Consider the following 24142-nt stretch of genomic DNA (forward strand, 5'->3'; position numbering starts at 1 on the left):
GGCTCCCCCCTCTCGCATATTCATTCCATTGACTGAACTGTTTATGCAGGCGGTATATATCGCATGCTCTGCAAGTAGCCAATCACCTTTCCAGTGCTTTCCTCCGCCGTTTCGCGGTCTGTATAAACAGTGACCTCGGGAGACTCAGGGGCCTCGTAAGGATCGGAAATTCCGGTAAAATGCTCGATTTGGCCCGCGATCGCCTTTTTATAAAGTCCCTTTACATCCCTCTGCACGCAAACCTCCAAGGGACAGTTGACAAAGACTTCTACAAAGGAACCGATTTCCTTCCTGCAATACTCTCTCATTTCCCGAAATGGGGAAATAAAGGAGGCTAAAACAAGGACATCGTTTCGGGTAAGCAGCTTCGCCACGAATGCAGCCCTCTCGATATTCTTTCGGCGGTCCTCCTTTGAAAATCCGAGATCAGCTGCCAACCATTTTCGGATATCGTCGCCATCCAACACTTCAACCCGTATTCCGGTTTTCCGAAGCTGCGTCTCGACCAGCCTGTTAATCGTCGTTTTACCCGATCCGGAAAGCCCTGTGAACCAGACAGTTACCCCTTTTTGCAATTGTCAGTCCTCGCTTTTTGTTGCTTTGCAAGGCCAATGGTTCAGTTCGTGATCAGCGTTTGAATCACATGGTCCCAGTCCATGTCATAACGCTCTAATTGGCGTTTTCCGTCCATCCCCATCGACTTCGCCGCCTGTTTATTTTCGTAAAGCCAATCCATTTTTTCCGCAATGGCCTCAGGTTGCATGTCGACCACAAAACCGTTGTTGCCATCTGCTACAAATTCAAGCGGACAGCCGGAATCAAAATGCGTGATCACCGGCTTGCCTGAATAAATGGCTTCCAATGTCACATATCCGTAATCTTCCTGGAACGGTCCGTAATACACAGCTAACGCGTTGGCGTAGTAGCTGATCTTTTCCTGATCGTTGATCCATCCGAGGAAGCGGACTTTATCCTGTAAAGAGTAAGCTTCAGCGAGGGCGCGAAGACGCTTTGCATACGTTTCATCGCCTTTGCCTGCCAGCAGCACTCTAACCGGTGTTTTCGTATAGCGAAGTGCCTCGACCAATAAATCCTGCCTCTTTAACGGGTCCAATCTCCCGATGCAAAAGATGTAGTCGTCCACGGATTCAAAATGCAGTTGTTCATAAAACGCCGGCGGATGATAAAGCGGCGTGGAATCAATTCCGTTGTATTTTTTTAAACGCTCTGAAATCGTCGAGGAAATGGTCAGCAGCTTTTTATGCTCCGGGATGTACTTGTTGTCGTACTTCATGATGAGATCGCGAAGCTGTTGGCCATACTCCATTTGATGCACGTCGCTGTACGGGGTCCCCCACAAATCGTAGACCTCGCGTTGCTGGTGCAACAGCCACAGCACTTTGTTATCATGCTGTACATAGTACATCGGAAATTTAAGACAGATCAGCATGTCGATCTTGGAGCCAATCGTTTCTGTCAAGTTGACATAGCGCGTCATTTTGATACTGTTGAATAAACTTCTGGGCGGTTTACGCTTAACCGGGATGGTTACGATCTCAGCCTCATATCCTCTTTTCCATAATTGCTGCTTTAGATTCTCTGCCAAAAATTCTGCTCCGCCACGCACAAACGGGACCTGGACGGTGGCTATGGCAATTTTCATTTCCTTCGCTCCCTTTCAGAGACTTGCGCTCATATAGGTATGCAACGCATCTGTCCAGTGTCTCATCTCCGGGAAGCCGTTAAGACGGATTGCCATATGATCCAAGACAGAATATGCCGGTCTGCGAGCGGGCCGCGGGAGATCCTTCGTTTCAATCGGGGCAACCTTGCATGTCAAACCAGCCTCGGCTATGATGGCTTTTGCAAATTCGTACCATGTGCAGGCCCCGGCATTCGAAGCGTGGTAGACTCCGTATTTTTCGGTTTCGATCAGTTCCTTTAGAAATGCCGCGAGGTCGATCGTATAGGTAGGCGATCCGGTTTGATCGTTTACGACCTGTAATTCCGTCCGCATTGCGGTCAGTTTCAGCATGGTTTTCACAAAGTTGTTGCCATGCCTCCCGAATACCCAGGAAGTTCTTACGATGAAGTATCTGTCTGAAAAGCTCTTCACCATTTCTTCTCCGGCAAGCTTTGACTTGCCATAAACGCATAGAGGATTGACAAGGTCGAATTCGTTATACGCTGTCCCTTTATTTCCGTCAAACACGTAATCGGTGCTGATATAAACCATCTTGGCCGCCACTTGGCGAGCAGCGACAGCCACGTTTCGCGTCCCATAGGCATTTACCAAATAAGCCGTATCCTCGTCTGACTCCGCTTGATCGACGTTCGTATAGGCCGCCGCATGGACAATCGCGTCGGGCCGGAGGAAATGAATGATTTCCGAGACAGAGGCAGAGTTGGTAATATCCAGCTCCGAACGACTCAGACTGAAGACTTCATGATGAGCGGAAAAAACTGCCTTCAGGTCCTGAGCAAGCTGTCCATTGGCCCCTGTGATGACGACCTTCATAATTTCGTTACACCCTGTTTCTTGTTATTTGAACTGAAAATGACTCGCGTAGCAGCGAACCCTTTATATTTCCGATGCCCGCATCCGCCCCCACCAGTCTTGGTTATCCCTGTACCAATTGATCGTCTCCCATATCCCCGTTTCAAAGGAATGTCTCGGTACCCAGCCGAGCTGTCTTCGAATCTTCCTCGCATCGATGGCATAGCGACGGTCATGACCGGGACGATCCGGTACAAAACGGATCAAACGCTCAGGTTTGTTCAACAAGGATAAAATGTTCCTGACGATCTCGATGTTGGCCCATTCGTTGTTTCCGCCCACATTGTAAATCTCCCCAGGCAAGCCTTTATGGATCACCAGATCGATAGCGGCACAATGGTCCTCCACATGAAGCCAGTCGCGGACGTTCTGTCCGTCGCCATACAACGGAAGCTCCTCGTCTCTCATCGCCTTGGTTATCGTCATTGGAATCAGTTTCTCCGGGAACTGATAAGGTCCGTAATTATTGCTGCAGCGAGTGATATTCACGGCTAACCCGTATGTTTCATAGTATGCTTGCACGAGCAAATCCGCTCCCGCTTTGCTGGAAGAATAAGGGCTGTTTGGATGAAGAGGCGTTTCTTCCGTAAAATAGCCAGTTTCGCCAAGTGTGCCGTACACTTCGTCCGTGGAGATTTGAAGGTACTTTTTCACACGGAATTTTCGGGCTGCTTCCAACAAAACATGCGTGCCCAGCACATTGGTCTGAACAAACATGTCTGGTTCCGCGATACTTCGGTCCACATGGGATTCTGCCGCAAAATTTACGATCACATCGACCAGTTTCGCCGGCTCGTCATCGAACCTCGGCCACCCCCCGGATACGATGCTTTCTACCAGATTTCGGTCGCATATATTCCCTTGAATAAAACGGTAGGAAGGATGCGTCTCCATATCCCTCAGATTCTTGAGGTTTGCCGCATATGTGAGGAGATCAAGGTTGAGAATTTGATAGTGAGGATATTTCTTCCGTATATAGCGGATAAAGTTGCTGCCGATAAATCCTGCTCCACCCGTTACAAGCAGTTTCATGGCTCATCCCCTTTATCTAAACCGCGTAGACCAGTCGAAACCTATATCCGGGTCGTCATATGCGATTCGGTATTCGTCCGGATGCTGCGGCTGGTAGGATTGGTTGGTCACATACGTAATAATCGCGGGCTCATCTCCTAAAACCCTGTACCCATGGGCTACCCCGCGGGGAATGAGCAAAGCGATCGGGTTGTGCTCGCCCATGTAATAGACATCTGTCTGTTTATAGGTAGCGGAATGCTCACGAAGGTCGTGCAGGACGACTTGGGCATTGCCTTTCGGAAAAAACCATAGATCGTCCTGTTTTTTATGGTAATGAAATGCTTTGATGACACCCGGATAGCTGAGCGAACATGACAACTGACCGAATTGCTCCAGCATCTCATCATCGTCCCGAAGAACCTCCATAAAGGTCCCCCGGTCGTCAACGTGCTTTACCAATTTTTTTATTTTTACGTCCTGTATCATCTCAAGCCTTCCTCCCGTTTCAATCCATCCTTTCCTCTCATCCATTCTTTTCTCTACTGCCGCACTAGAAGACTTTACGTACGAGCAGCAGGGAGTTTTCATACAGAGTCACATATTCAAAACCGGCGTTCCCCGCGCACAGCTCATCAACTGCTCGAGTAACCCCTTCTGCATGCATGTAGTCATGGAAAGCAATGATACCGTTTTTTGCAACTTTGGGCGTGTACAGCAGAATGTCTTGCTTGACCCCTTCGTATCGATGGTCACCGTCAATAAAAAGAGCTGCAATGGGGTCTGGACACTCCGTATAAGCCTCATTGCTGAACTTTGGAATGACTTTTACATGGTTTTGCAGGCCCGCATTGGTAATGTTGTTCCAAAAGCTATCAAAATACGGCTGTTTGAAAGCATGAAAGTCGTTAAACTGTTCCCCGTCATAGTGCGGCTGAAAAGGATCAATCGCATGAACAGGCCGCTTTTGTTTGCTGAGAAGCATACTTCCCAATCCCAATGCGACTGCGCTTTTCCCTTTGTACGATCCGATCTCGACGATCGCCCCGGGAACATGGTCCACCAGCAGCGGCAGATGAAGCAAAGCCACTGCTTCCGGGGTTGTTAACCAACCGTCTGTTGTTTCTACAGAGTAGAGTAAATTTTTCATATGCAGGATTTTCGGATTCAATGTCATTCCTCCGGTTTTTCATTATTCGTTAAAAAAGGGAGCAAGGGCCTGTATTCAGCGCGAAGCTGCGGCAAATTGTCTTTGTTTATCAGACCTTGCGCCAGCTTTTCAGTTATGCTGTTGCCAACATTGCCCCATTTCATGGAGAACCGATCCGCCGAACGAATTAATTGAGGCATTCCGAACAAGGAGCTGGTTACACTGCCGTGGTGATGGACGTAGCTCCCCGGGTAAACCATCATTTCTGAAAGAGTTTCGTGCAACAGAGCCCGCTGAACAAAATCGACATCTTCCCAAAAGGCAATTCCCAGCCCTTCCTCGAACAGTCCGATTTCCTCAATCAGTGTCTTGCGAATAATCACGAGTGAAAAGCTGACATGAAAATACGATTCGGATTTGTGCTTTTCCGCAAATGACTCCGCGAATTTTTCAAAGCCGTCGTAAAACCGATCGATCGACTCCAGGGTCGGTTCAAAAGGAAAACGCGCTCGTAAAAATGTATCCTCTTCCGGGAAACGGTGAGGATAGCTCATGATATACACGTTGTCGACAGGACTGACCATTCCCAGATTCGGATTGCTGCGCATTTTTTCGATCAACGGGGGAAGCCAATTTTTCGAAACGACAATGTCATTGTTGCAAAGACAGAAAAACTCCCCTTCCGCTGACTTGATCCCTTGATTCCAGGCTTTCGCCACACCCAGGTTTTCGGGATTGGAGATGATTTTGACATCCTTCACCCAGCGGTAAGGGCTGACATCCACATGCATGATCTTCTCTTTCGTCGCGTCAGTCGATCCGTTGTCGATCAAGATCAATTCATAGGGGAGGTCCGTGTTCTTGAAAATGCTGTCCAAGCATTGCTCGGTGACGTGATACTGGTTGTACAGCGGAACGATAATACTGACCAGGTTATTCATATCCCCCACTTCTTTCCGTTAAATAACCTTCCTAGGGATGAAAGGGAACATCGTTTCTTTGCGCCATAAAAAAGCCGTAGTCTGTCGGCAGGAACACTTTGTTCGTCCAAAGGTCTGACGGCATAATCAACTCATCGATCACCCTTTTGACATCCGGCCAGATTCCATTGATATCGTGGAACGCGATCCATCCGCCTTGCGCAATGAACGGCGCCCACAGCTCGTAATCCCTTCGCACCGATTCGTAATGATGGTCGCCATCAATAAAGAGAAGACCGATTTCACCGCTCCACTCCTTCACAACCTCATGGGAATAGCCAACGATCGAGGTGATCAGCGGTTCCAGGCCGAATTTGCCGACGTTTTGCCAAAATTCCTGATGATAGGTTTTCCCGATTTCCCCGTAAATCAATTCCCACGGATCCATCGCATAAACGTGAGCACCGTTTCCAAGCATGCTGCCCATTGCTGTAAAACACGTTGACTTTCCTTTTAAACTGCCAATCTCCACGATCTTCTGTTCCTTTGGTACCACACTTGCGCAATACGCCAGGTAACGCCCTTCATCGAGTGCAAGTATCCCTTCGACATTATTTAACTCATTCTCGTTCGGTAGAATCAATTTTTTCACAGTGAACCCCTCCCTTTCTCGCTTCTAGCATGTGTATGTCAATCACAAACGGCCTGCAACGGTACATTCCCACCCGTCCTTCACCTATATTTGCGGAGACTTCTTTCACAGCCCGTGAAAATGTACGCGTATATGATATGGATGTCCCGTTACCCTACCATGCACGACTACATAAGAATGAATAGAATTGCCTGTTACCATCAGCAATCAAGAACTGACCAGAAAGGGGAACTCACATGCCGATCAAGCCTCTTATTCTGCCAAATGAGCCTGAGTTGGAAGCGATCGATAGCTGGAGCGCAGTAAAAAATGATGAAGGACGGTATCTGGCTTATCTTGCCAGCATAGTTCCGAGTCACCTTTCTATCGTCGAGATTGGCAGCTTTCAAGGCCGGTCAACCTGCTATTTGGCATCCGGAAGCAGATACGGCCATCAAGCCCCCGTCTATGCCGTAGATCCCTGGGATTTGAATTTTCCAGATGGAATTACGGGAGATCAGCTATACGCGAACTTCCAGAAAAATATTCAAACGATTGGAGTCACCGCTCTTGTTCATCCGCTGCGGGGGGAATCTGCAAGAATCGTGAAGGGCTGGAACAAGCCAATCGGACTTTTGCATATCGATGATGGACATGAATACGACATGGTTTTGGAGGAATACCACGATTGGTTCCCCCACATCGCAGAAAACGGATGGATCGTGTTTCACGATTGCACCTGGCCGGATGTCAACCGGGTGATAGACGAATGCGTACGGAATACGGATAAATGGAGAGTGGAACCGATGCCTCCCACCAGTCACGGATTGTTCGTGGCCCAGCGGACGAATGTTACCTAATGGGTAAAGGAGAAAAAATCTATGAAGATCGGTTTTTATTTTGGCAAGACCTGGGGTTGGGCAGATGGGGATTACGAAGGCAGAGGGATGGGCGGGACTGAAGGCACCCTCGTCTGCATGGCAAGAGAGCTGGCCAAGCAAAATGAGGTCTATGTGTATACCCCTACCTCTAAGCCGGGTAAGTTCCATGGCGTCATGTATATGCATGATTCCTTGCTGAATACTGTAGAATATTTCGATGTATTCGTTTCACTTTCGCGCACTCCCCTGCTGCCTGATATCAACAGCAAGGTCAAAGTACATTGGTCAAATGAGGATAGCGAAACCTGGGTCGAGAGCTGGGCGTGGACATTGCCTCACGTCCAGGCTGTTTTCACGATCAGCCCATTTCATACGGAACACCTGGTACAGAACTATAAAATTCCAAGAGAGCTTATTTTTGAAACGAGTTGCGGGATCGACGCTGGCAAATATAAAGAGAAAATCACCAAAGTGAAAAATCAGCTCATTTACTGCTCCGTTCCGAACAGAGGCTTATCGCTGCTGGAACATATTTTCTTTATCATCTCTTCCGAAATTCCCGATGTCAGTCTGGTAGTGACAAGCGATTTCACTTTATGGGGACATGACGATCCCGGCAACGCCCCCTACAGAGAACTATTTGTCAACAATCCGCGGGTCCATTTTCTCGGCAAAGTGCCACGGGATGAGTTGGTTTATTATCAAAAAACAAGCGTCCTGCATGTCTATCCATGCATTGTCAATGAATTATGCTGCATCGCTTCACTGGAGTGTCAGGCTAGCGGCACCCCTACTATAGCGACCAGGAGAGGTGCTCTCTCGTCTACTGTCGCACATGGCTACTCAGGCTATCTGATCGACTCCAATCCATTTGAGAATCCAAATTTCAGCCAAGAGTTTGCTGATATTGTTATTTCCCTTCTGAAAAATCCGGAGAAATTGAATCAGTTGTCCAATCAGGCGAGGGAACGAGCGTTGACGGAGTTTGATTATGCGAAATTGGCAAATGATTGGATGAGCAAATGGAAGGAGTTGTCAGGATGATTAAAGGATTAACCTCAATTGTCGTCACCGCGTTTAACAACTTGTCCTACACCCGTTTATGTGTAGAATCCGTCTTGCGGCATACCAAGAACGATTATGAGTTGATCCTGGTCGACAACGGCTCCACGGACGGGACCAAAGAATATTTTGCGGGGCTTGTCGAGCAGCACGCGAATATCAAGGCTGTTTATAAAGAAACCAATCACGGGTCTTGCGCCAGAAATTTCGGATTTGAGCTGGCGCAGGGCGAATTTGTCGCCATCTTGGACAACGATGTGGAGGTAGGCGAAGACTGGCTCTCTCCCCTCCTGGAACCATTGAAGGATGAAACAGTCGGGGGCGTCGGCCACGAGGGTGTGCTTCTTGACGAGAACTTTGACCACCGGCTTCATACGATGAACCTTCCGCTGCACCAGGTCAATCGGATCAAAGTTGATCTGTTGACCGGCTATTGCTGTGTCTACCGAAATTTGTTCAAGAGAATCGGATACTTTGACTGGGGATATACGCCTTTTTGGAATGAAGAAGCGGATTATTGCCTTCGCATCAAGAGCTTGGGGTACTCCCTGATCGCGCAAGCCACGAGAGTTTTCCACTATGCCCACAAAACCGGTTTCGTCAATACGGACGGCGTGATCCCTCAAATCACGAGAAATACGCTTTATTTTCATGAGAAATGGATGCCGTATAAACAAGACATTCTGGAGCTGTACCGGCCGGATACCTACGATGCGATGGCCAAAATCAAATCGACACCGTTCAGGCTGGAGATTGGTTGCGGAGACCATCCTTTGCCGGGTTACCTGCATTTGGACATTCGTCCCTTGCGCCACGTCGAATTCGTGGCTGACGCAGGCAACCTCCCCTTCGATAGCGACTCTGTAGATGAAATGGCCGCCTACAATATTTTGGAGCACATCGCCAGAAAAGAAGTCGTTCCCGTGCTGAAGGAATGGCTGCGCGTACTCAGGCCGGGCGGGTTCATCGAAATTTTTGGCCCCAATCTGCACGGGTATGTAAAAGCTTTTGTCGAGCAGAAAGAGGGATGGGATTTTGACCACTTCGAGACATGGGTGTACGGTCACGAGGATTACGAAGAGAATTTTCACAAGGTTGGCTTCTCTGTCGACAGTTTGACGCGAATCCTATACGAATCCGAATTTTCAAGGGTCAATTCCATTAACGGGCCGGATGATCAAGCGATTTGCATCCACGCTTTCAAGGGAGGCTCATCTCAATGAATGCCTATCAAATATTGCCCACAGACAATCAGCTTTCGCTTCCGCTTCCTGATGGATCCGTTTCGACACTATCTTCCTTCTTCTTTCTTCATCGCCTGGCCCGGCAAAAGGTGCCGGAAATTCTGGCAGAGTACAGTCGGGTGTTAGCACCAGGAGGCAGCCTCATTATACGCGTTCCCAATCTGGAGTGGATTGCCAGAAAGTATATGGAAGGGTCCATTTCTTTTACGGATCTGGATTTTCTCGTTTATGGAAAACAGGAAAACGAAGCCGATTTTATCGAAACCGGTTTTCATACCCGGCGTTTAATCGCTGTTCTCGAACTTTCAGGATTTGAGAATGCACAGGTACGTGCGCTCGATGAGTTGAACATGGAAGTCGTCGCAACCAAAAAACTGGCGGATGAACATCCATGAATATCGGAATTCTCAGCTCATATGCGATGAAATGCGGAATCGCGGAATACAGCGTCAAGCTGTATCGGGCATTCGAAAAAATGGGCCACTCTGTTACATTGTTTGGGAGTTTCGGGGGAGAAGCCATACGAAATGACCGAAAATGGCTGACCTCCTCGCCTCCGGCTCAAGTCAGCGCGGTTGAATGCTTTTACGCACCTGCCTGGAGCATTTCCCACACCTTTGATTTTGGGATTTTGCTTGCGGAAATGGACCATCGAAACATCGAGGTTATGATTGTTCAATACCAGAATGGCATCATCAATGATCATCAGCTAAAGGAGTTTCTGGAGCTGGCTGAACAAAAGCAGGTAAAAGTAATCGTCGCCTTTCACGACTCATGTATAGGACCAGCTTTTCCGTTCCACCTGGTCAAACATAAAGCAGCCTTGTCCAAGAGGCTGCAGGAGTTGATAGGAGGATCGATTTTCATTCCGGAGGGCGTACCCGATCCTCCCACAGAATCAAAGGAACAGCTGCGGCATAGATACGGGCTGTCTGGAACAATCGTGTCCACCTTCGGCCTTGGACGGACGGATTATGGGTTGATTTCCGATGTGACGCAGGACCTTGGATTTACGTTCCTCGTATTTGATTCAACGGGGAGCTGCCTGATCAATCCCCCTCACCTGATACGCAAGACTAAGTGGTTTCCGCTTCCCGAGCTCATCAGTCATTTGGCTGTCTCTGATGCGATCGTCCTTTGGTATCACGAGATTGATGCCTATGTCTCATCGGGAGCTGTCCGCCATGCGATCGCCACCGGTCGGCCGGTGATCGTCAACGATGTTTCGTGGTTCGCTGACATTCCCGCGTCTGTAGTCACGAAAGTGAAAACCAAAGAACAATTGTTGGCAGCGCTGAGGCAGGTGCTGACTCAGGAAGAGAATTCCGGCCAGAAAAGGTACATCGGCGATTATTCCTGGACCGCGATCGGCAAAATGTACCTGGACATGATTACCCCGCAGGAGTGATGAGAATGGTAGGACTCATGCTAACCACCTACAATCAGCTTGAAGATACAAAGCATACCTTGCAGAGCTTGCGGCAAAACACATCGCATCCATACCGGTTAGTCATCGTCGACAACGCATCAACAGACGGAACAGTCGCCTATCTCAAGGAAAACGGTTATAGGCTGGTTGAAAACGAACAACCCGTTTCCTTGACAGAAGCCTTGAACCAGGGAATCACTTATTTCCTTGCCGATCCCGAGATCACGCATATCGGCTGGATCCACAATGATATGGAGTTTTATCCGAAATGGCTGGAACGGTTGATTGACTTTTTGCAAGACAAAAAAGACATTGGCAAGCTCGCTCCCGTCAGCCTCCATTTATTCGGCCCTAATGATCCCCAGTTTGCCGAAGAATTTATGGCAAGCAACAGCGGCGTTTCGTACCCGGGCAATACATGCCCCTGGATCATGCCCAGAGAAGTGATCGAAAAAGTCGGCTTGTTCGATGAACGATTCGTAAAATGCGGCGGCTATGAGGATTGGGATTACAATAATCGGATATTGGAGGCCGGATACAATGTACTCATTACGCAGGGGAGTACAGTGTGGCACCCTGCGATGGGAACGCGAAAAAACCATGACGAATCCGAGTCTTCAGGAAAAAACGCCGAGCTTTATTTCCGAAAATGGGGAATCCACTCTCCTAAAGTGTAAAGGGACACATCGAAAAAAGGATAGTCCATGGGAATCTGGACTATCCTTTTTCCTTTTCGGGAGCTTTTGAATACCACGCAATGGTTTTGATCAAACCTTGTTCCAAGGTATGTTTCGGTCTCCACCCCAAAAGGGTACGAGCTTTCCTCGCAGTCAGGGCCATTTTTTTAATTTCGTTCGATGCCTCGTTTAAAATGACAGGTTCCAGCTGGCATCTCATCAAATCGAGAATTTGTTTCACCAACTGGCGGACAGAAATCGGCGAATCCGTACAGAAATTGAAGGTTTCCCCGAACAGCTTCTGCTGCTCCATTTTTTCCGCGAGGCAAAGATACGCGTCAACTGCGTCTTCCATATAGAGATAATCTCTGCAGGCCGAACCGTCGCTGCGAATCACAGGGGAGCGACCGCCCATAACGGATCGTATCGTCCCCGGTATCAAACGGCTGCCGTTCCAATCCCCTCCCCCATATAAATTGCTGCAGCGGGTAACGGCCACAGGAAGCTGAAAGGAGTGAAAGTAGCAGGCACAAAGATGCTCTGCGCAGGTTTTGGATACTTCATAAGGAAAGACTCCCAGGAGCGGGGCTGACTCATCATAAGGCAATTCAGTGCTCCTGCCGTACACCCGGTCGCTGGAAGCCACAATTACCCTCTTTACACTGGCTGTCTGCCTCGACGATTCCAACACGTTCCAGGTTCCCTTGATATTTGTCTCAAACGTCGTCAGTGGATATTGAAAGGCACCTCCGACGGTAGCTCTCGCTGCCAGGTGGAAAACCGTGTCCACTTCATGTTCATTCATGATACCCAGCACTGTTTCAAAGTCTTCCACGTTTCCCTGGATTCGCTTTACTTGCCGACGAGAGCCGGATTCCAGCAATGGCATTTTGGCCGCAACCTTGTTTCTCACCAGACCGATTACATTCGCGCCCGCTTCGCACAACGCTTGCGACAGCCATGAGCCAAGAAAGCCGTCGCAGCCTGTGATGAATACATTCCGGTCATACCAAAACGATGCCGTCGTCTGCCCCTCCCTTCTGTCCAGCATCAAGAGCCTCTCTTGCTGTCAAGGTATTCTTCCACCTGCTTGATGCTGATGCTCTTCACATCTTTACGCTCTCGATAGGCATGCGTCCACTCCACGATTTTTTCGATCGCCTGGCTTATATCCCATTTGGGCTGCCAGCCCAGCGACCACCTTGCTTTTGAACAATCCAGCTGCAAGTAGCAAGCTTCATGAGGTTGTATCCCTTGGACCACCTCGTATGCCGCTTGCCCTCCCCATTTTCGGCACAATGTCTCGACAATCCATTCCACCGTCTTCACATCATCCGGATTTGGACCAAAATTCCATCCTTCCGAGTAGAGCGGCCCGTTCTCATGCAGCTTCCGGGCCAGCAGCAAGTACCCGCCAATGGGCTCCAGCACATGCTGCCAGGGCCTGATCGACTTCGGGCTTCTGATTTTGATTGTTTGCCCTTGCAATAGGGCACGGATGCAATCCGGAAATAGGCGGTCTTTGGCCCAGTCACCCCCGCCGATCACATTTCCCGCTCTCGCTGTCGCCAGACCGACACCGTGCTTTGAATACGCATCCGGGTGGAAAAAAGAATGGCGATAGGAAGAAGCGATCAGCTCCGCGCAGGCCTTGCTGCTCGAATACGGGTCGTATCCTCCCAATGGATCGTTTTCCCGGTATCCCCATGGCCACTCTTTGTTTTCATAGCATTTGTCTGTCGTTACAATAATGACAGACCTGATCCGCTTGCCTTTGGTGGACAAGCTTCTCACAGCCTCCAAAAGGTACACGGTTCCCAAGGCATTCATTTCATAGGTTTCTGCCGGGCTTTGATAGGATTCCCTGACGAGTGGCTGCGCTGCCATGTGAATCACGATATCGGGGTCGGCTTTCTCCAATGATTCTCTCAAACGCTCACGGTCCCTGATATCCGCCTGGATGTTCGTGACCATCTGGTCGATCCCGCATAACGTAAACATGTTGGGATTCGTAGGCGGCACGAGCGAGTATCCGGTCACTTTTGCCCCCAAAGTCGACAAAAACAGGCAAAGCCAGGAGCCTTTAAAGCCGGTATGTCCAGTAACAAACACGCGCATATCCGACCAAAAACGCTCATTTGGCATCGAGATCACCATTTCTTCCAGGGAGCTTTTCCCGTTTTCCACAGTTCTTCCAAATAGTTTTTGTCGCGCAGCGTATCCATCGGATGCCAAAATCCCGTATGCTTATACGCCATAAGCTGGTTATCCGCGGCCAGGTTTTGCAATGGCTCCTTCTCCAAAACGGTTTGGTCTCCCTCAATATAATCAAAAACCTCTGGTTCCATCACGAAAAAACCCGCATTCACCCACCCGCCATCTCCTTTTGGTTTTTCTTGAAATCCTTCAACCCGGTTGTTTTCATCCAAATGAAGGGCACCGAACCGGCCAGTCGGTTGGGTTGCCGAAACCGTTGCCAGTTTACCGTGAGCCTTGTGAAAAGCAATTAATTCGTGAATATCGATGTCGGACACCCCATCACCATACGTCAACAAAAAGGGCTGATCGCCGATGAATGGCCGGATTCGCTTTACCCTCCCTCCCGTCATCGTCTCCTTCCCCGTATCCACAAGCGTAACTTGCCAAGGTTCAATGGTATCCTTGTGAATCAGTCTTTGATTGCGATCGCGAAAATTGAAGGTGACGTCGGATTCATGCAGAAGATAATCGCCAAAATACTCCTTGATCCTATATCCCTTGTACCCCAGACAAATGACGAAATCGTGGAATCCGTAACGGGAATAAATTTTCATAATATGCCAGAGAATCGGTTTGTCGCCGATTTCCACCATGGGCTTCGGCTTCAAATGCGACTCTTCGCTGATTCGTGTGCCAAATCCCCCCGCAAGAATGACGACCTTCATGTTTGGCTTCTCACCTCACGAATCTTCCCATGCCATTCGTATGAAGTGTTGCATACCGTACAGACCAATGCATCGGTCAGTCTTTCGCCACAACGGCAAACCCATCCAATCCTTCTCCCCGGATTCCCCACGACTAAAGCGTATGGTTCCACATCCTTCACTACAACCGTTCCAGCGCCGACCATCGCAAACTCACCGATGGTGACACCGCACACAATCGTGGCATTTGCGCCGATCGAAGCCCCTCTTCTGACTCTCGTAGGAACAATTGTCCAATGATGATTCCCAGCCCTCGGGACTAGATCGTTTGTAAAGGTCATATGCGGCCCCAAAAAAACATTTTCCTCGATTTCAACGCCGTGGTAGATGGACACGCCATTTTGGATTTTGCAACAATCTCCGACGGTTACTCCTCGGTCGATATAGACGTCTTTGCCGATTACGCATCCGCGGCCTATCCGTGCCCCTTCGCGAATTTGAGCCTGGTTCCAAATCACTGTATTATCGCCGATTACCGCTTCGGCCGACACCTCAGCGCTTTTGTGAATGCGGACTCCTGTATTCATGAGGGTTCACCCGCTTCTTTCAACCTGATCATACTCCGCTTTACCTTATCCGCCATCAGCAGCGTGTTCAAGCCATCTTCTGCCGTAACCATCGGCTCGTGGTCAAAGCGAATACAATCAAGAAAATGTACCAGTTGCTCTCGCAGCGGCTCTTGGAAGGGAACGATAACCTTTTCCATAATATTTTGCTGCTTGTAATCGGCGTTACGGTTGGACATAAAAAAGTTGGTCGAGCGTGAAATGACAATTTTCCGATCCATTAAATCCGCGCGGATGTACGCGTTTCTGGTCACGACATCGATTGTCCTGACCTTCTCCTCCGTCACGATGCTGGCCGTCAGTGTAGCGATTACCGCGTTCTCGTATTGAAAAGTGGCAACTACGTGGTTCAGATGCTGGTGCAAGGCCCTCCCGTAGGCCGTGCATTTCGCCGGCTGATCCCCGGCAAGATACGAAAGGATGTAGAGATCGTGTATCATCGTATCCATGACCACGTCAATATCCTTCACTCGTTCATCGAATGGACTTAACCGATGGATATCGATCGCGATCACTTCTTCATGCTGCATGATATCTTTCAGGACGCGAATCGTCGGGTTAAACATTTCGATATGGCCTACCTGCAGCTTTACCTTTTTTGTCCGTGCCAGCCCGATTAATTCTCTTCCTTGTTCTATGGTTGCTGTCAGCGGCTTCTCGACAAAAACGTGAATCCCCCGCTCCATACATTTTTTGGCAACGTCGTAATGCCCAAACACAGGAACCGCCACGACGGCGGCATCGACTGACTCCAACAGCGAGTCAAGCTCTGCAAACGATCGTGTGTCAAAGTCACGGGCGATGGATGCCCCTCTTTCCGGTTCCAGATCGTAAACACCTGTCAGCTGGCATCGATCCGATAACCCGTCGAGCACGCGCACATGGTTCTTCCCCATGGCTCCGACGCCGATAACACCTATCTTTAGATTCATGGCATTCGCCTTCCTTGATAGAAAGCACTGACAACCCGGGCTACATGGTTCAACGATTCTTCCGTCATTTCTGGATAAAGCGGCAAGGAGCATATTGCCTCTGAGACTCGCTCGGCAATAGGACAGTCGCCTGCTTGATACCCCAAATCCAGATAGCTTGGATGCAAATAAATCGGCACCGGATAGTGGACCGCTGTCTGAACGCCATTGCGGTGCAAATACGCTATCAATTCGTCTCTTTCCGGTTTTCCGGATGTTTTTACCGTAAATAAGTGATAAATATGAGAGGAATGCGTTTCGCGTACGGGAAGTTGCAGCGGAAGTTCCTGCAAGAGAGCCGCATACTTTGCCGCCATTTCGTTTCTTCTGCGATTCCACTCATCGATGTAGCGGAGCTTTACCCGGAGAATAGCTGCCTGTATTTCATCCAGTCTGCTGTTTATGCCTCCCGCCACCTCGTGATGGTACCTGGTTTTGCTGCCATGCACCCGCAACATTCGAAGCTTCTCTGCCAAATCGCGGTCATCGGTTGCAAGCATTCCGCCATCTCCGCACCCTCCGAGATTTTTGGTCGGGAAAAAGGAAAAGCACCCAATATTCCCCATAGTGCCAGCCATCCTCCCTTTGTACACTGTCCCGAACGCCTGGCAAGCATCTTCGATAACGGTCAGCGAATGTTTTTTGGCAATGCGCATCACTTCTTCCATGTTCGCGCATTGGCCATAGAGATGTACGGGCAAGATCGCTCGTGTTCGCGGGGTAATTCGTTCTTCTATCAAGAATGGATCCATATTGTACGTTTTCTCGTCGATATCGACAAAGACCGGTTTTGCCCCGGTCCGCAATATCGCGTCGCTCGACGCAACAAATGAAAAGGGAGTGGTGAGCACTTCGCATCCGGGGCCAATATCGCATGCCTTCAGTGCAAGATACAGAGCATCGCTGCCGTTCCCGACTCCGACCGCGTGCGAGCTCCCGAGATAATCGGCAGCGGCTTGTTCAAACATCCGCACATTGTCCCCGAGAATGTACTGCCCTGAGTGAAAAACAGCCTGAACGGCCGCTTCGATCTCCCTCTGAATCGTCTTGTATTGCGCTTGGAGATCAACAAATGGGACATGCATGATTGGATCACTCCTTAGCCTGTCGCTTTGCAGGCATCAACTGGCTCAGCATTTCTCTGATCTGTCTGTAGAAGATTTCCTTCGTGTATGTTTTGCCCGCAGCTTCCCTCCCCTTCTTTCCCATTTGCATTCGCTTCACCGGATCCGGCAGAAGCTCGCGGATAAAGGCGCCTAGTGCCAAGCAATCTCCTTTCGGGGATAAGTACCCTGTCTCCCCTTGGATGACTAATTCTTTTAATCCACCTGATCGGTATGCTGCGATGCATTTTCCGCAGGCCATCGCTTCGAGTGCGATATTCGGAAACGCCTCTTCCACGAGGCTGGGGATCACCACGATATCCACAGCGGGAAGAATCTGCTCGATGTCGGAAAAAACGCCGAGGTATTGAAAGTCGATGCATCGGTTTTGTCTGGCTTCGTCCAAGCAGGTCTGAAAGTAAACCGGATCGACGACCGTGCCTGCTGCGGCCAAAACAACCTGTTGGTCGATTCGACTGACGCAAGACAGAGATTTTATCGCTTCCAGCAAGCCTTTTCCAGGATAAATCGCTCCGAACCAGCCCACGATTGCCGTTTCGTTTGTCCATCCGAATTTATGGCGAATGCTTTTTTGCGCTTGCAATAGGGCAGGATAGGGAGGAATCGCTGTGAAATAGGGCAGACGGACGACCTTTTGAGGGTTCTGATCTTTACGAGAGACGGATTTTTCCACATCTGCCGACGGAACGAGGATTCGATCGGAGCAGGAATGCAGCAAGGACAACAGCGGGCCCATCCCTTTACCGCCGGGAATTATCTCATGGATATACCACCAAAGCGGGATCTTTCGGGCCGAAGCCAGAAAAGCGGGCAATCCGTTAATCGCACTGTTGGCAACGATCAGGTCCGGCTGAAAATCGAGAATCACCTGATGAAGCGGACTTTGTTCAGCGAAGCTGTTCAACAACTGTATGGCTTCGGCGACTCGATGGGGCTCGTGAATAAGGCTCCATAGCAAAGGAAAGGGCTCCACCCGGACTTCGAAGCCCATCTCCGCTGCTCTTGAAGTAGCCAAGCCTGCTCTTGGACTGACCCATGCTGCAGACCATCCGTGATTTTGGCAAGCCTCCCCCAATTGGAGCAAGGCTTTTTCAGCTCCCGTTACCATTTGGGGATGAGCATCATGACTGAACAGCATCACTTTTCGAACGCTTGTGCATGCCATCTTTCACACTCTGGCACGCCAGTAGTCAAGCAAGTCCTGCAACGTTTGGTCAAAAGGAATTTCCGGTTTCCAGCCGGTCTGTTGATGGAATTTATCGTAATTTCCAAGCAGAATCTCTACATCGGACGGGCGCATTCTGCTCGGGTCTTGTTGAATTTCGATTTCTGCCGAGCTGAGCTTCAGCAGTTTGTTCAGCATTTCTTCAATGGTGTACGTGACTCCGGAAGCGATGTTGTACACTTCCCCCGGCACCCCTTTTTCCACAGCCAGCCAATACGCTTTCACCACGTCCCTGACATCGGTGAAATCTCTTTTCGCCTGCAAATTCCCGACGTACAGGACTGGTGGCTGCAATCCTTTCTCGATGGAGGCGATTTGCTTCGCGAAATTCGATGTGACAAACGACTCGCCACGGCGCGGCCCGGTGTGATTGAAGGTCCGCGTCCGAATGACCTTCAGTCCATAGCTCTGATGGTACTGATAGCCCAAATAGTCCTGTCCGACTTTGCTGACGGCGTAGGGACTGAGTGGGCGAAGCGGGTTGTCTTCCGTGATGGGAACCTCATGGGGATACACTTGCCCGTACTCCTCGCTGGAGCAGGCAATCTGAATGGTACAATCCGGGCAGTGCTTGAGTACCGCTTCGAACAGGTTTACCTGGCCGATTTGATTCACGATTAATGTTTCAGCAGGTGCATTCCATGAGGTGGGGACAAAGCTTTGCGCGGCGAGATGAAAAATGTAATCGGGTTTGATCGTCTTAATGATTTCATCAACGGAGCGTGGGTCCTTTAATTCGCACTCCACCAGATCGACCTGGCCCTGAATGTCCTTTATGTTTTCCATTCGGCTGCGGAGACGGTAAGAGCCGTAAACCTGCAGATCTTCTTTGTTTTTCAGCAGCCACTCCGCCAAATGGCTCCCGGCAAAGCCCGTTATCCCTGTAATCAACGCTTTTGTCATGCGTTCATCTCCTCGCTCTCGTGATCAGATAAAAATGTTTGATACAGCTCGCGGTACCTGGAACCAATTCGCTCCCAGCTGTTCTGCTTCAGAAATGCCTCCACATGAGAAATCAATTGTTCTTGAAGCGTACTGTTCAGGTATATTTGACAAATGGCGCGGGCGATCGTTTCGGGGTGTTCGTCCGGTATCTTGTAAACTTCTCGATTCAAATCGGAGAAATTCAAATAATCAGTGGTTATGATCGGTTTTTTGGCGGACATTAACAGCCTGACTGCCGAAGAGATGCCCTGATAGTGGTTATCCACATAAGGAAGCACACTCATATCCATTGTGTGAAGCAAATGGACGAGCGCCTTTTCCGGCAAGTACTCCTTTGCCCATATCAAATGGTCGTGCTCGTTGAATATTTCCTGAAGCTCCTGTTGAAAAGTGTAATAAGGATGATTTTTGTCGACAGAATCGGGATAATGAGAAAAAAAGTATGCCTTGATGTCGGGGAAATACACCTTCACCATATTGATGGCTTCTATCAAATTCATAATCCCCTTGTGCGGAAAGGGGAATCCAAAGAAACCGATACAAGGATTTCCAGTGATGTGAAACATCTTTTTTATTTGTTCCGCCGGCTGCAATTCGTAGGAATGGCAGCCAATCAGGTTGACGCTCACTTGCTCTTGGCAAAATCCATGCTGAACACACAGCTGCTTTACAGCTTCCGAATGTACAATAATCTTTGAGCTTTTGCTCGATATAAGCAAGTTGTGGGGAATCATGTCGCTGCTCCACGAATGGAGAGTCGTAATGATCGGAATTTGCAGCTGATTCAGCTTGCACATCGCATAATACAGCGATTTTAAGTCATAAATAGAGTATTCATGCTGAAGGTGTACAATATCGATCCGGTCTCTGCCGATCACAAACGGAAAATGCTCATCGATTTCGGTATATACCTTAAACTCAACTTCGCTGTTTTGTGTGGCCTCGATCAGTTGCTTGGTGTAGTCGGCGACGCCGCACTGCTTTCCCCAGGTTGAGATCACCATTCCCACTTTGATCTTCATGATAAGCCCTCCAACGCATGGAGTAAGTAAAGGATACGTGTGGTCATTTTGGCTGTACTCCATTTCCTGATGACATTCTCTCGCGCCAGCATCCCTTTCTGTTTGCACTCCTGGGGATGTTCATACACATGTCTCATCCACTTCCGTATGTCTGCAAATAAGGGAACCGCCCAGTTGGAACCGCGGTATATGTCGTCGTTGGAAATTCCGAATTCCGGGATGTTCTCCATTCGTTCAACCGCAATCAGATAGCTGTTCTCGTCGTTTACGAAGTCGAGATGGGCCGACCAATTTGTCGTGATTACGGGAATCCCCGATGACATTGCTTCAAGCGCGGGCAGATTCCAGCCTTCGCCTCTCGTGGGAATGATATAGCAGTTTCCTGCTGTGTAAAAAGACGGAATTTCTTCGTATTTCATTCCCCCCGTCAGAAATTTCAGCACTGGAGGATTGTTGACGCCTTCCCGCTCGATCATCCTCTGCCATGTCTTGCGCATGATGGTTCCGTTTGGATCAAAGCTGCTCCCGTCGTACGTTTTGATGACCAGCGCTACCGGGTCTTGCGATGTAAACTCTTCCAGGTATGCTTGCAGCAGCAGATCGTACCCTTTTCGCGGAACCCATTCAAAATTGGACAAAAACAGAAAGCGGTCATTCACCTCTGGCAAGCTCATGGGGGCGACACCGGGATGAAAGCGCGTATCTTCCACTCCAAGATGACAGACCCTGATTTTTTCCTGGTTTACCCCGCTTTTTGCAAACGTCTCCTGATTAAAGGTTGACGGTACCCAGATTTGATCCATCTGATTGCATTTTCGGGCCCAATGTTGCGGAATCCGGTCGCATTCCAGCATGGTCACGCCAATATTGACGCGGTCTGGAAATGGTTGGAAAAACTGTGCTGCGCATATTTGTACGATGGGGCCTTCCGGCAGGATGACCGAACCGCAAAGATCCACCAATTTCCTTTTTTGGTCAGAAGGCAGCCCGGCATCAAGCTGACTCCAGTCTTTCGGAATGATGCGTATGTTGTTTCCGTGTTCCAGAAGGCCGAAAATGATCGAACGGGCGGCTTCGGCATAGCCGGAGGCATCAAACGTAGGGCATAAAAACGTAAGATTCATTCCTCATTACCTGTCTTCAGCCTGCCGATATGCGGCAGAAAAATATCTTGGGGAATCGCTTGAGAAGATGAATGATGAATCGCTTTTCGCCCGCTTATTTGAACCATCCAGTTCTCGTAATATTCCAAGCCCACGTTTTCGAAGCCGGCCTTTTCCATCAAGCTGCACAGGGTAGCATTGTCGAGCATACAGCGATGTCTCTCCCAGCCGTCGCGATCGTCCCCGAAGAGCAACCGGTTGAAGCTCTCATTGCTGAGCTCGCCTTTTGCGTACGCGGTGGCGATTTGCAGTCCGTCGTAGATGCGAACCATCACCCTGCCCCCCTCCTTGGCGATTCGGAGGCACTCCCGCAGGGCCTTTCCTATATCCTGGTACGGCAGATGTTCCATCAAATATCCGGGAACGATGACTTCATCATACGAGTTGTCCGCTATCGGGATGTTTCGAATGTCGCCAACAATATCCACGTGGGGCAAGGGCCGTATATCCATATGCTCAAAACCCAAACTGATGCAGTTAGGCAAGCAGGCGATTTCCAGTGAGCGCGCTTTTTTTTCCGGCTCTTCCGTGACCGCGTTAGCCGCGGAGGCTGCACATTGATCCAGATGTATTTTGAGTTGGCTGCAATCAACAAGCGGCTTCTCTATCCCCGCGTGCCCCCCTTTTTGCGCAATATAATCCTTGATGACTTTGGGATGCTCGTATGGGAACGGTCTTCGCTCGGCCTGCTGCAGCATGTGCGATTCCGTTCTGCCCTCGTAAAAATACGGTTCTCCCATTCGTATTGCATATTGCTTCAACTTTTTCAAAATGAAAGACATCGGTTTTGCATATCCGTAATGAACATAGTGAAGTCCGGAATCGGCGATGACGGGACCGATCCCCACCAATGACTCGTGCAGCGGATTGATGAAGTGAACCTCGGGCCGGTTTCGAAAAAGAAAAATCCGTTGAAAACGGCTGTCATGCTCGTTAATATTTTGCATACGATCCCAGCTGAACATCAAATTGAAAAACCTGCAGGTGTACCCGTCAATCTTGTCGTACTGGATCAGGATTGGCAGAACCTGCTCTATGTCTTGATAAAAAACCTCGTCTCCTCCCAAATACAAAATCCAATCCCCTTTGCACTTGGAAAGAGCGAAGTTGCCCAGTTCCGAGAAATCTTCTGTTTTGTTTTCAAACCAGCGTACTTTTTCAAACACACTCAAACGTTCCCTGGTTTGATCCGTCGAGCCATTGTCGACCACGACAATTTCATCGACGACATTATAGATGGAAAGAATGGCAAATGGCGAAAACTCTTCCTCATTTTTTACATACAGCATGGCGCTGACTGTCGGACGATTTCCCAAATGACGGCCTCCCCCCGCAACTCTGACGAGCTTGATACACAACATCAGAATATGCCTTTCTGAAATCATCCGTTCTGCTCAGAAAATAAATTAGGTTATTTCAAGTACGGAGAAGCTGCATTGATCCAGAAATGAACATCCTGCGGAAACGGATAGCGGTACCAGTCTTTTGGGGCGCTTGGAACAAAGGGGATCGGCATGCAGTTGTATTTCGCAGCTTCGCTGAAAATCTCTTGATCATTTGTGACCAATACGCAATTCTCAGAAAGGTGAAGGTCATCCCTCAATGAAGGTAAAACCCCTTTGCTGTCGTCATCTACTTTTCTCAATACAATGCGGCACCCGTGCTCTTGCAATCCGGCTGTTAAACTGACCAGCTTTTGAACCGGCGGGATATAGAAGCGTTTGTTCAATAAAAATATGAAGGTGAGATTTTGCAGGGGATACGTGGTCATATCTTGTCTCCATCGCTGCCAAAAGGTAATATGCGACTGAAGCTCCTCCTCGTACCATTCGCTCGGTTTGTCCTCTCGATTTCTTCCCCTCGTCGAGCCTTCGTCGTGGATGGCAGCTGATTTTCCGCAATAAACCACTCGCCATCCCTTCTTTCTTGCACGCAGGCAGAAATCCAAATCTTCATAGGACAGGCGATAATCCTCTGACAAAAGTCCGATATCTGCAAAGACTTCCCTTTTCACAAGCATGAGTGCCCCTGTTACAGACGCGACATCGTAGATTAGACGGGCTTTTGGCAAGGCGCCGGGTTCACCCCGGTACAAATGATCGTAGCGCTCGTCCTGATACAGGATTCCACCGGCGTGCTGGATCGTACCGTCGGAATAGAGCAGCCGACATCCTACGATGCCGATGTTCCAAGCGCTCTTAGCCGTGTTGATGATTTTTCTCAACCAGCCGGGTTGATACAGCAGCACATCGTTGTTCAAAAGAAGCACGTATGTTCCGGACGAAGCCTCCACCCCTTTGTTTACCGCTTTTGCATAGCTCTGGCGAAAAGGCATTTCCAGCAGCTTGCAACCATAACCCAGGGCAAGAGCACGGATCTTCTCTTTTTCATCTGCGATGCTTCCGTCATCAACCACGATGATTTCATAACGAATGTTCTTCACGGTTTGGATGAAGCTGGAGATGCACTTCTCCAATAGTTCGGAACGGTTCAGCGTCGGAATAACGACACTCACCAACGGCTGCGGGTCAGCTTTCTTTTTCATACGTTTTATCTCCCGTACTAGAGTAAATACGTACTTGCTTCGTTACATATAGTGTT

Annotated in this window: 26 protein-coding genes; 6 read left to right on the forward strand and 20 right to left on the reverse strand. The window is 49.2% G+C overall.

What is annotated here, in order from left to right; all coding sequences use genetic code 11:
- Positions 1–41: 41 nt before the first annotated feature.
- The 8 genes from cysC to Q3F21_RS07485 all read right to left on the reverse strand — a co-directional run bounded on the left by cysC (position 42) and on the right by Q3F21_RS07485 (position 6290).
- Positions 42–575, reverse strand: coding sequence for an adenylyl-sulfate kinase (cysC, locus tag Q3F21_RS07450; RefSeq protein WP_340250901.1), 534 nt, complete (start codon positions 573–575; stop codon positions 42–44).
- A 41-nt stretch (positions 576–616) separates the two neighbouring features.
- Positions 617–1663 carry a glycosyltransferase family 4 protein gene (locus Q3F21_RS07455; protein ID WP_340250903.1) on the reverse strand — a complete coding sequence of 349 codons (1047 nt, stop codon included), beginning with the start codon at positions 1661–1663 and terminating at the stop codon, positions 617–619.
- A gap of 15 nt (positions 1664–1678) precedes the next feature.
- Positions 1679–2518: a dTDP-4-dehydrorhamnose reductase gene (rfbD, locus tag Q3F21_RS07460; RefSeq protein WP_340250905.1), complete on the reverse strand. Its 840-nt coding sequence runs from the start codon at positions 2516–2518 to the stop codon at positions 1679–1681.
- A gap of 63 nt (positions 2519–2581) precedes the next feature.
- Positions 2582–3589 carry a dTDP-glucose 4,6-dehydratase gene (gene rfbB, locus Q3F21_RS07465; RefSeq protein WP_340250907.1) on the reverse strand — a complete coding sequence of 336 codons (1008 nt, stop codon included), beginning with the start codon at positions 3587–3589 and terminating at the stop codon, positions 2582–2584.
- A 12-nt stretch (positions 3590–3601) separates the two neighbouring features.
- The gene (locus tag Q3F21_RS07470) at positions 3602–4057 is read right to left on the reverse strand and encodes a dTDP-4-dehydrorhamnose 3,5-epimerase family protein (protein ID WP_340250909.1); all 456 of its coding nucleotides are present in this window, start codon (positions 4055–4057) and stop codon (positions 3602–3604) included.
- A 64-nt stretch (positions 4058–4121) separates the two neighbouring features.
- Positions 4122–4739 (reverse strand): class I SAM-dependent methyltransferase, encoded by a 618-nt coding sequence (locus Q3F21_RS07475; protein ID WP_340250911.1) that lies wholly within the window; start codon positions 4737–4739, stop codon positions 4122–4124.
- Positions 4740–4741: 2 nt separating this feature from the next.
- Complete coding sequence (locus tag Q3F21_RS07480; RefSeq protein ID WP_340250913.1) at positions 4742–5659, reverse strand: glycosyltransferase family 2 protein; 918 nt, start codon at positions 5657–5659, stop codon at positions 4742–4744.
- Between the two features lie 31 nt (positions 5660–5690).
- Positions 5691–6290: a class I SAM-dependent methyltransferase gene (locus Q3F21_RS07485; RefSeq protein WP_340250914.1), complete on the reverse strand. Its 600-nt coding sequence runs from the start codon at positions 6288–6290 to the stop codon at positions 5691–5693.
- A gap of 236 nt (positions 6291–6526) precedes the next feature.
- Here Q3F21_RS07485 and Q3F21_RS07490 point away from each other — a divergent pair, with 236 nt between their 5' ends.
- Genes Q3F21_RS07490 through Q3F21_RS07515 form a run of 6 tightly spaced genes read left to right on the forward strand, consistent with a single transcriptional unit; the run spans position 6527 to position 11562 of the window.
- Positions 6527–7129, forward strand: a complete 603-nt coding sequence (locus Q3F21_RS07490) for a class I SAM-dependent methyltransferase (RefSeq protein WP_340250915.1) — start codon at positions 6527–6529, stop codon at positions 7127–7129.
- 21 nt (positions 7130–7150) lie between these two features.
- Complete coding sequence (locus Q3F21_RS07495) at positions 7151–8194, forward strand: glycosyltransferase family 4 protein (protein WP_340250917.1); 1044 nt, start codon at positions 7151–7153, stop codon at positions 8192–8194.
- Positions 8191–9435, forward strand: a complete 1245-nt coding sequence (locus Q3F21_RS07500) for a glycosyltransferase (protein WP_340250918.1) — start codon at positions 8191–8193, stop codon at positions 9433–9435. Before Q3F21_RS07495 ends, Q3F21_RS07500 begins: the two co-directional genes overlap by 4 nt.
- Positions 9432–9851 carry a methyltransferase domain-containing protein gene (locus Q3F21_RS07505; RefSeq protein ID WP_340250919.1) on the forward strand — a complete coding sequence of 140 codons (420 nt, stop codon included), beginning with the start codon at positions 9432–9434 and terminating at the stop codon, positions 9849–9851. The genes Q3F21_RS07500 and Q3F21_RS07505 overlap by 4 nt, the downstream gene beginning before the upstream one ends.
- On the forward strand, positions 9848–10864 hold the full coding sequence (locus Q3F21_RS07510; protein ID WP_340250920.1) for a hypothetical protein: 1017 nt from the start codon (positions 9848–9850) through the stop codon (positions 10862–10864). The genes Q3F21_RS07505 and Q3F21_RS07510 overlap by 4 nt, the downstream gene beginning before the upstream one ends.
- Before the next feature lie 5 nt (positions 10865–10869).
- A complete protein-coding gene (locus Q3F21_RS07515; RefSeq protein ID WP_340250921.1) occupies positions 10870–11562 on the forward strand; it encodes a glycosyltransferase family 2 protein in 693 nt (230 codons plus the stop codon).
- A 40-nt stretch (positions 11563–11602) separates the two neighbouring features.
- Here Q3F21_RS07515 and Q3F21_RS07520 read toward each other — a convergent pair whose 3' ends face one another.
- The 12 genes from Q3F21_RS07520 to Q3F21_RS07575 form a co-directional block, all read right to left on the reverse strand.
- Positions 11603–12613 carry a GDP-mannose 4,6-dehydratase gene (locus Q3F21_RS07520; protein ID WP_340250922.1) on the reverse strand — a complete coding sequence of 337 codons (1011 nt, stop codon included), beginning with the start codon at positions 12611–12613 and terminating at the stop codon, positions 11603–11605.
- Positions 12613–13707 carry a CDP-glucose 4,6-dehydratase gene (gene rfbG / locus Q3F21_RS07525; protein ID WP_340251010.1) on the reverse strand — a complete coding sequence of 365 codons (1095 nt, stop codon included), beginning with the start codon at positions 13705–13707 and terminating at the stop codon, positions 12613–12615. The genes Q3F21_RS07520 and rfbG overlap by 1 nt, the downstream gene beginning before the upstream one ends.
- Before the next feature lie 5 nt (positions 13708–13712).
- On the reverse strand, positions 13713–14486 hold the full coding sequence (gene rfbF / locus Q3F21_RS07530; protein WP_340250923.1) for a glucose-1-phosphate cytidylyltransferase: 774 nt from the start codon (positions 14484–14486) through the stop codon (positions 13713–13715).
- Positions 14483–15052, reverse strand: coding sequence for an acyltransferase (locus Q3F21_RS07535; protein ID WP_340250924.1), 570 nt, complete (start codon positions 15050–15052; stop codon positions 14483–14485). Before Q3F21_RS07535 ends, rfbF begins: the two co-directional genes overlap by 4 nt.
- Positions 15049–16023, reverse strand: a complete 975-nt coding sequence (locus Q3F21_RS07540) for a Gfo/Idh/MocA family oxidoreductase (RefSeq protein ID WP_340250925.1) — start codon at positions 16021–16023, stop codon at positions 15049–15051. The genes Q3F21_RS07535 and Q3F21_RS07540 overlap by 4 nt, the downstream gene beginning before the upstream one ends.
- Positions 16020–17147 (reverse strand): DegT/DnrJ/EryC1/StrS family aminotransferase, encoded by a 1128-nt coding sequence (locus Q3F21_RS07545; RefSeq protein ID WP_340250926.1) that lies wholly within the window; start codon positions 17145–17147, stop codon positions 16020–16022. Before Q3F21_RS07545 ends, Q3F21_RS07540 begins: the two co-directional genes overlap by 4 nt.
- Before the next feature lie 7 nt (positions 17148–17154).
- A complete protein-coding gene (locus Q3F21_RS07550) occupies positions 17155–18351 on the reverse strand; it encodes a glycosyltransferase family 4 protein (protein ID WP_340250927.1) in 1197 nt (398 codons plus the stop codon).
- Positions 18352–18354: 3 nt separating this feature from the next.
- Positions 18355–19314 carry a GDP-mannose 4,6-dehydratase gene (locus Q3F21_RS07555; RefSeq protein WP_340250928.1) on the reverse strand — a complete coding sequence of 320 codons (960 nt, stop codon included), beginning with the start codon at positions 19312–19314 and terminating at the stop codon, positions 18355–18357.
- Positions 19311–20378 (reverse strand): glycosyltransferase, encoded by a 1068-nt coding sequence (locus Q3F21_RS07560; RefSeq protein WP_340250929.1) that lies wholly within the window; start codon positions 20376–20378, stop codon positions 19311–19313. Before Q3F21_RS07560 ends, Q3F21_RS07555 begins: the two co-directional genes overlap by 4 nt.
- Positions 20375–21502: a glycosyltransferase family 4 protein gene (locus Q3F21_RS07565; RefSeq protein WP_340250930.1), complete on the reverse strand. Its 1128-nt coding sequence runs from the start codon at positions 21500–21502 to the stop codon at positions 20375–20377. The genes Q3F21_RS07560 and Q3F21_RS07565 overlap by 4 nt, the downstream gene beginning before the upstream one ends.
- A complete protein-coding gene (locus Q3F21_RS07570) occupies positions 21499–22857 on the reverse strand; it encodes a glycosyltransferase (RefSeq protein WP_340250931.1) in 1359 nt (452 codons plus the stop codon). Before Q3F21_RS07570 ends, Q3F21_RS07565 begins: the two co-directional genes overlap by 4 nt.
- A gap of 95 nt (positions 22858–22952) precedes the next feature.
- Complete coding sequence (locus Q3F21_RS07575; protein ID WP_340250932.1) at positions 22953–24086, reverse strand: glycosyltransferase family 2 protein; 1134 nt, start codon at positions 24084–24086, stop codon at positions 22953–22955.
- Between the last annotated feature and the right edge of the window lie 56 nt (positions 24087–24142).

The sequence above is a fragment of the Brevibacillus borstelensis genome (assembly GCF_037834415.1).
GTDB classification, from domain to species: domain Bacteria; phylum Bacillota; class Bacilli; order Brevibacillales; family Brevibacillaceae; genus Brevibacillus; species Brevibacillus borstelensis_A.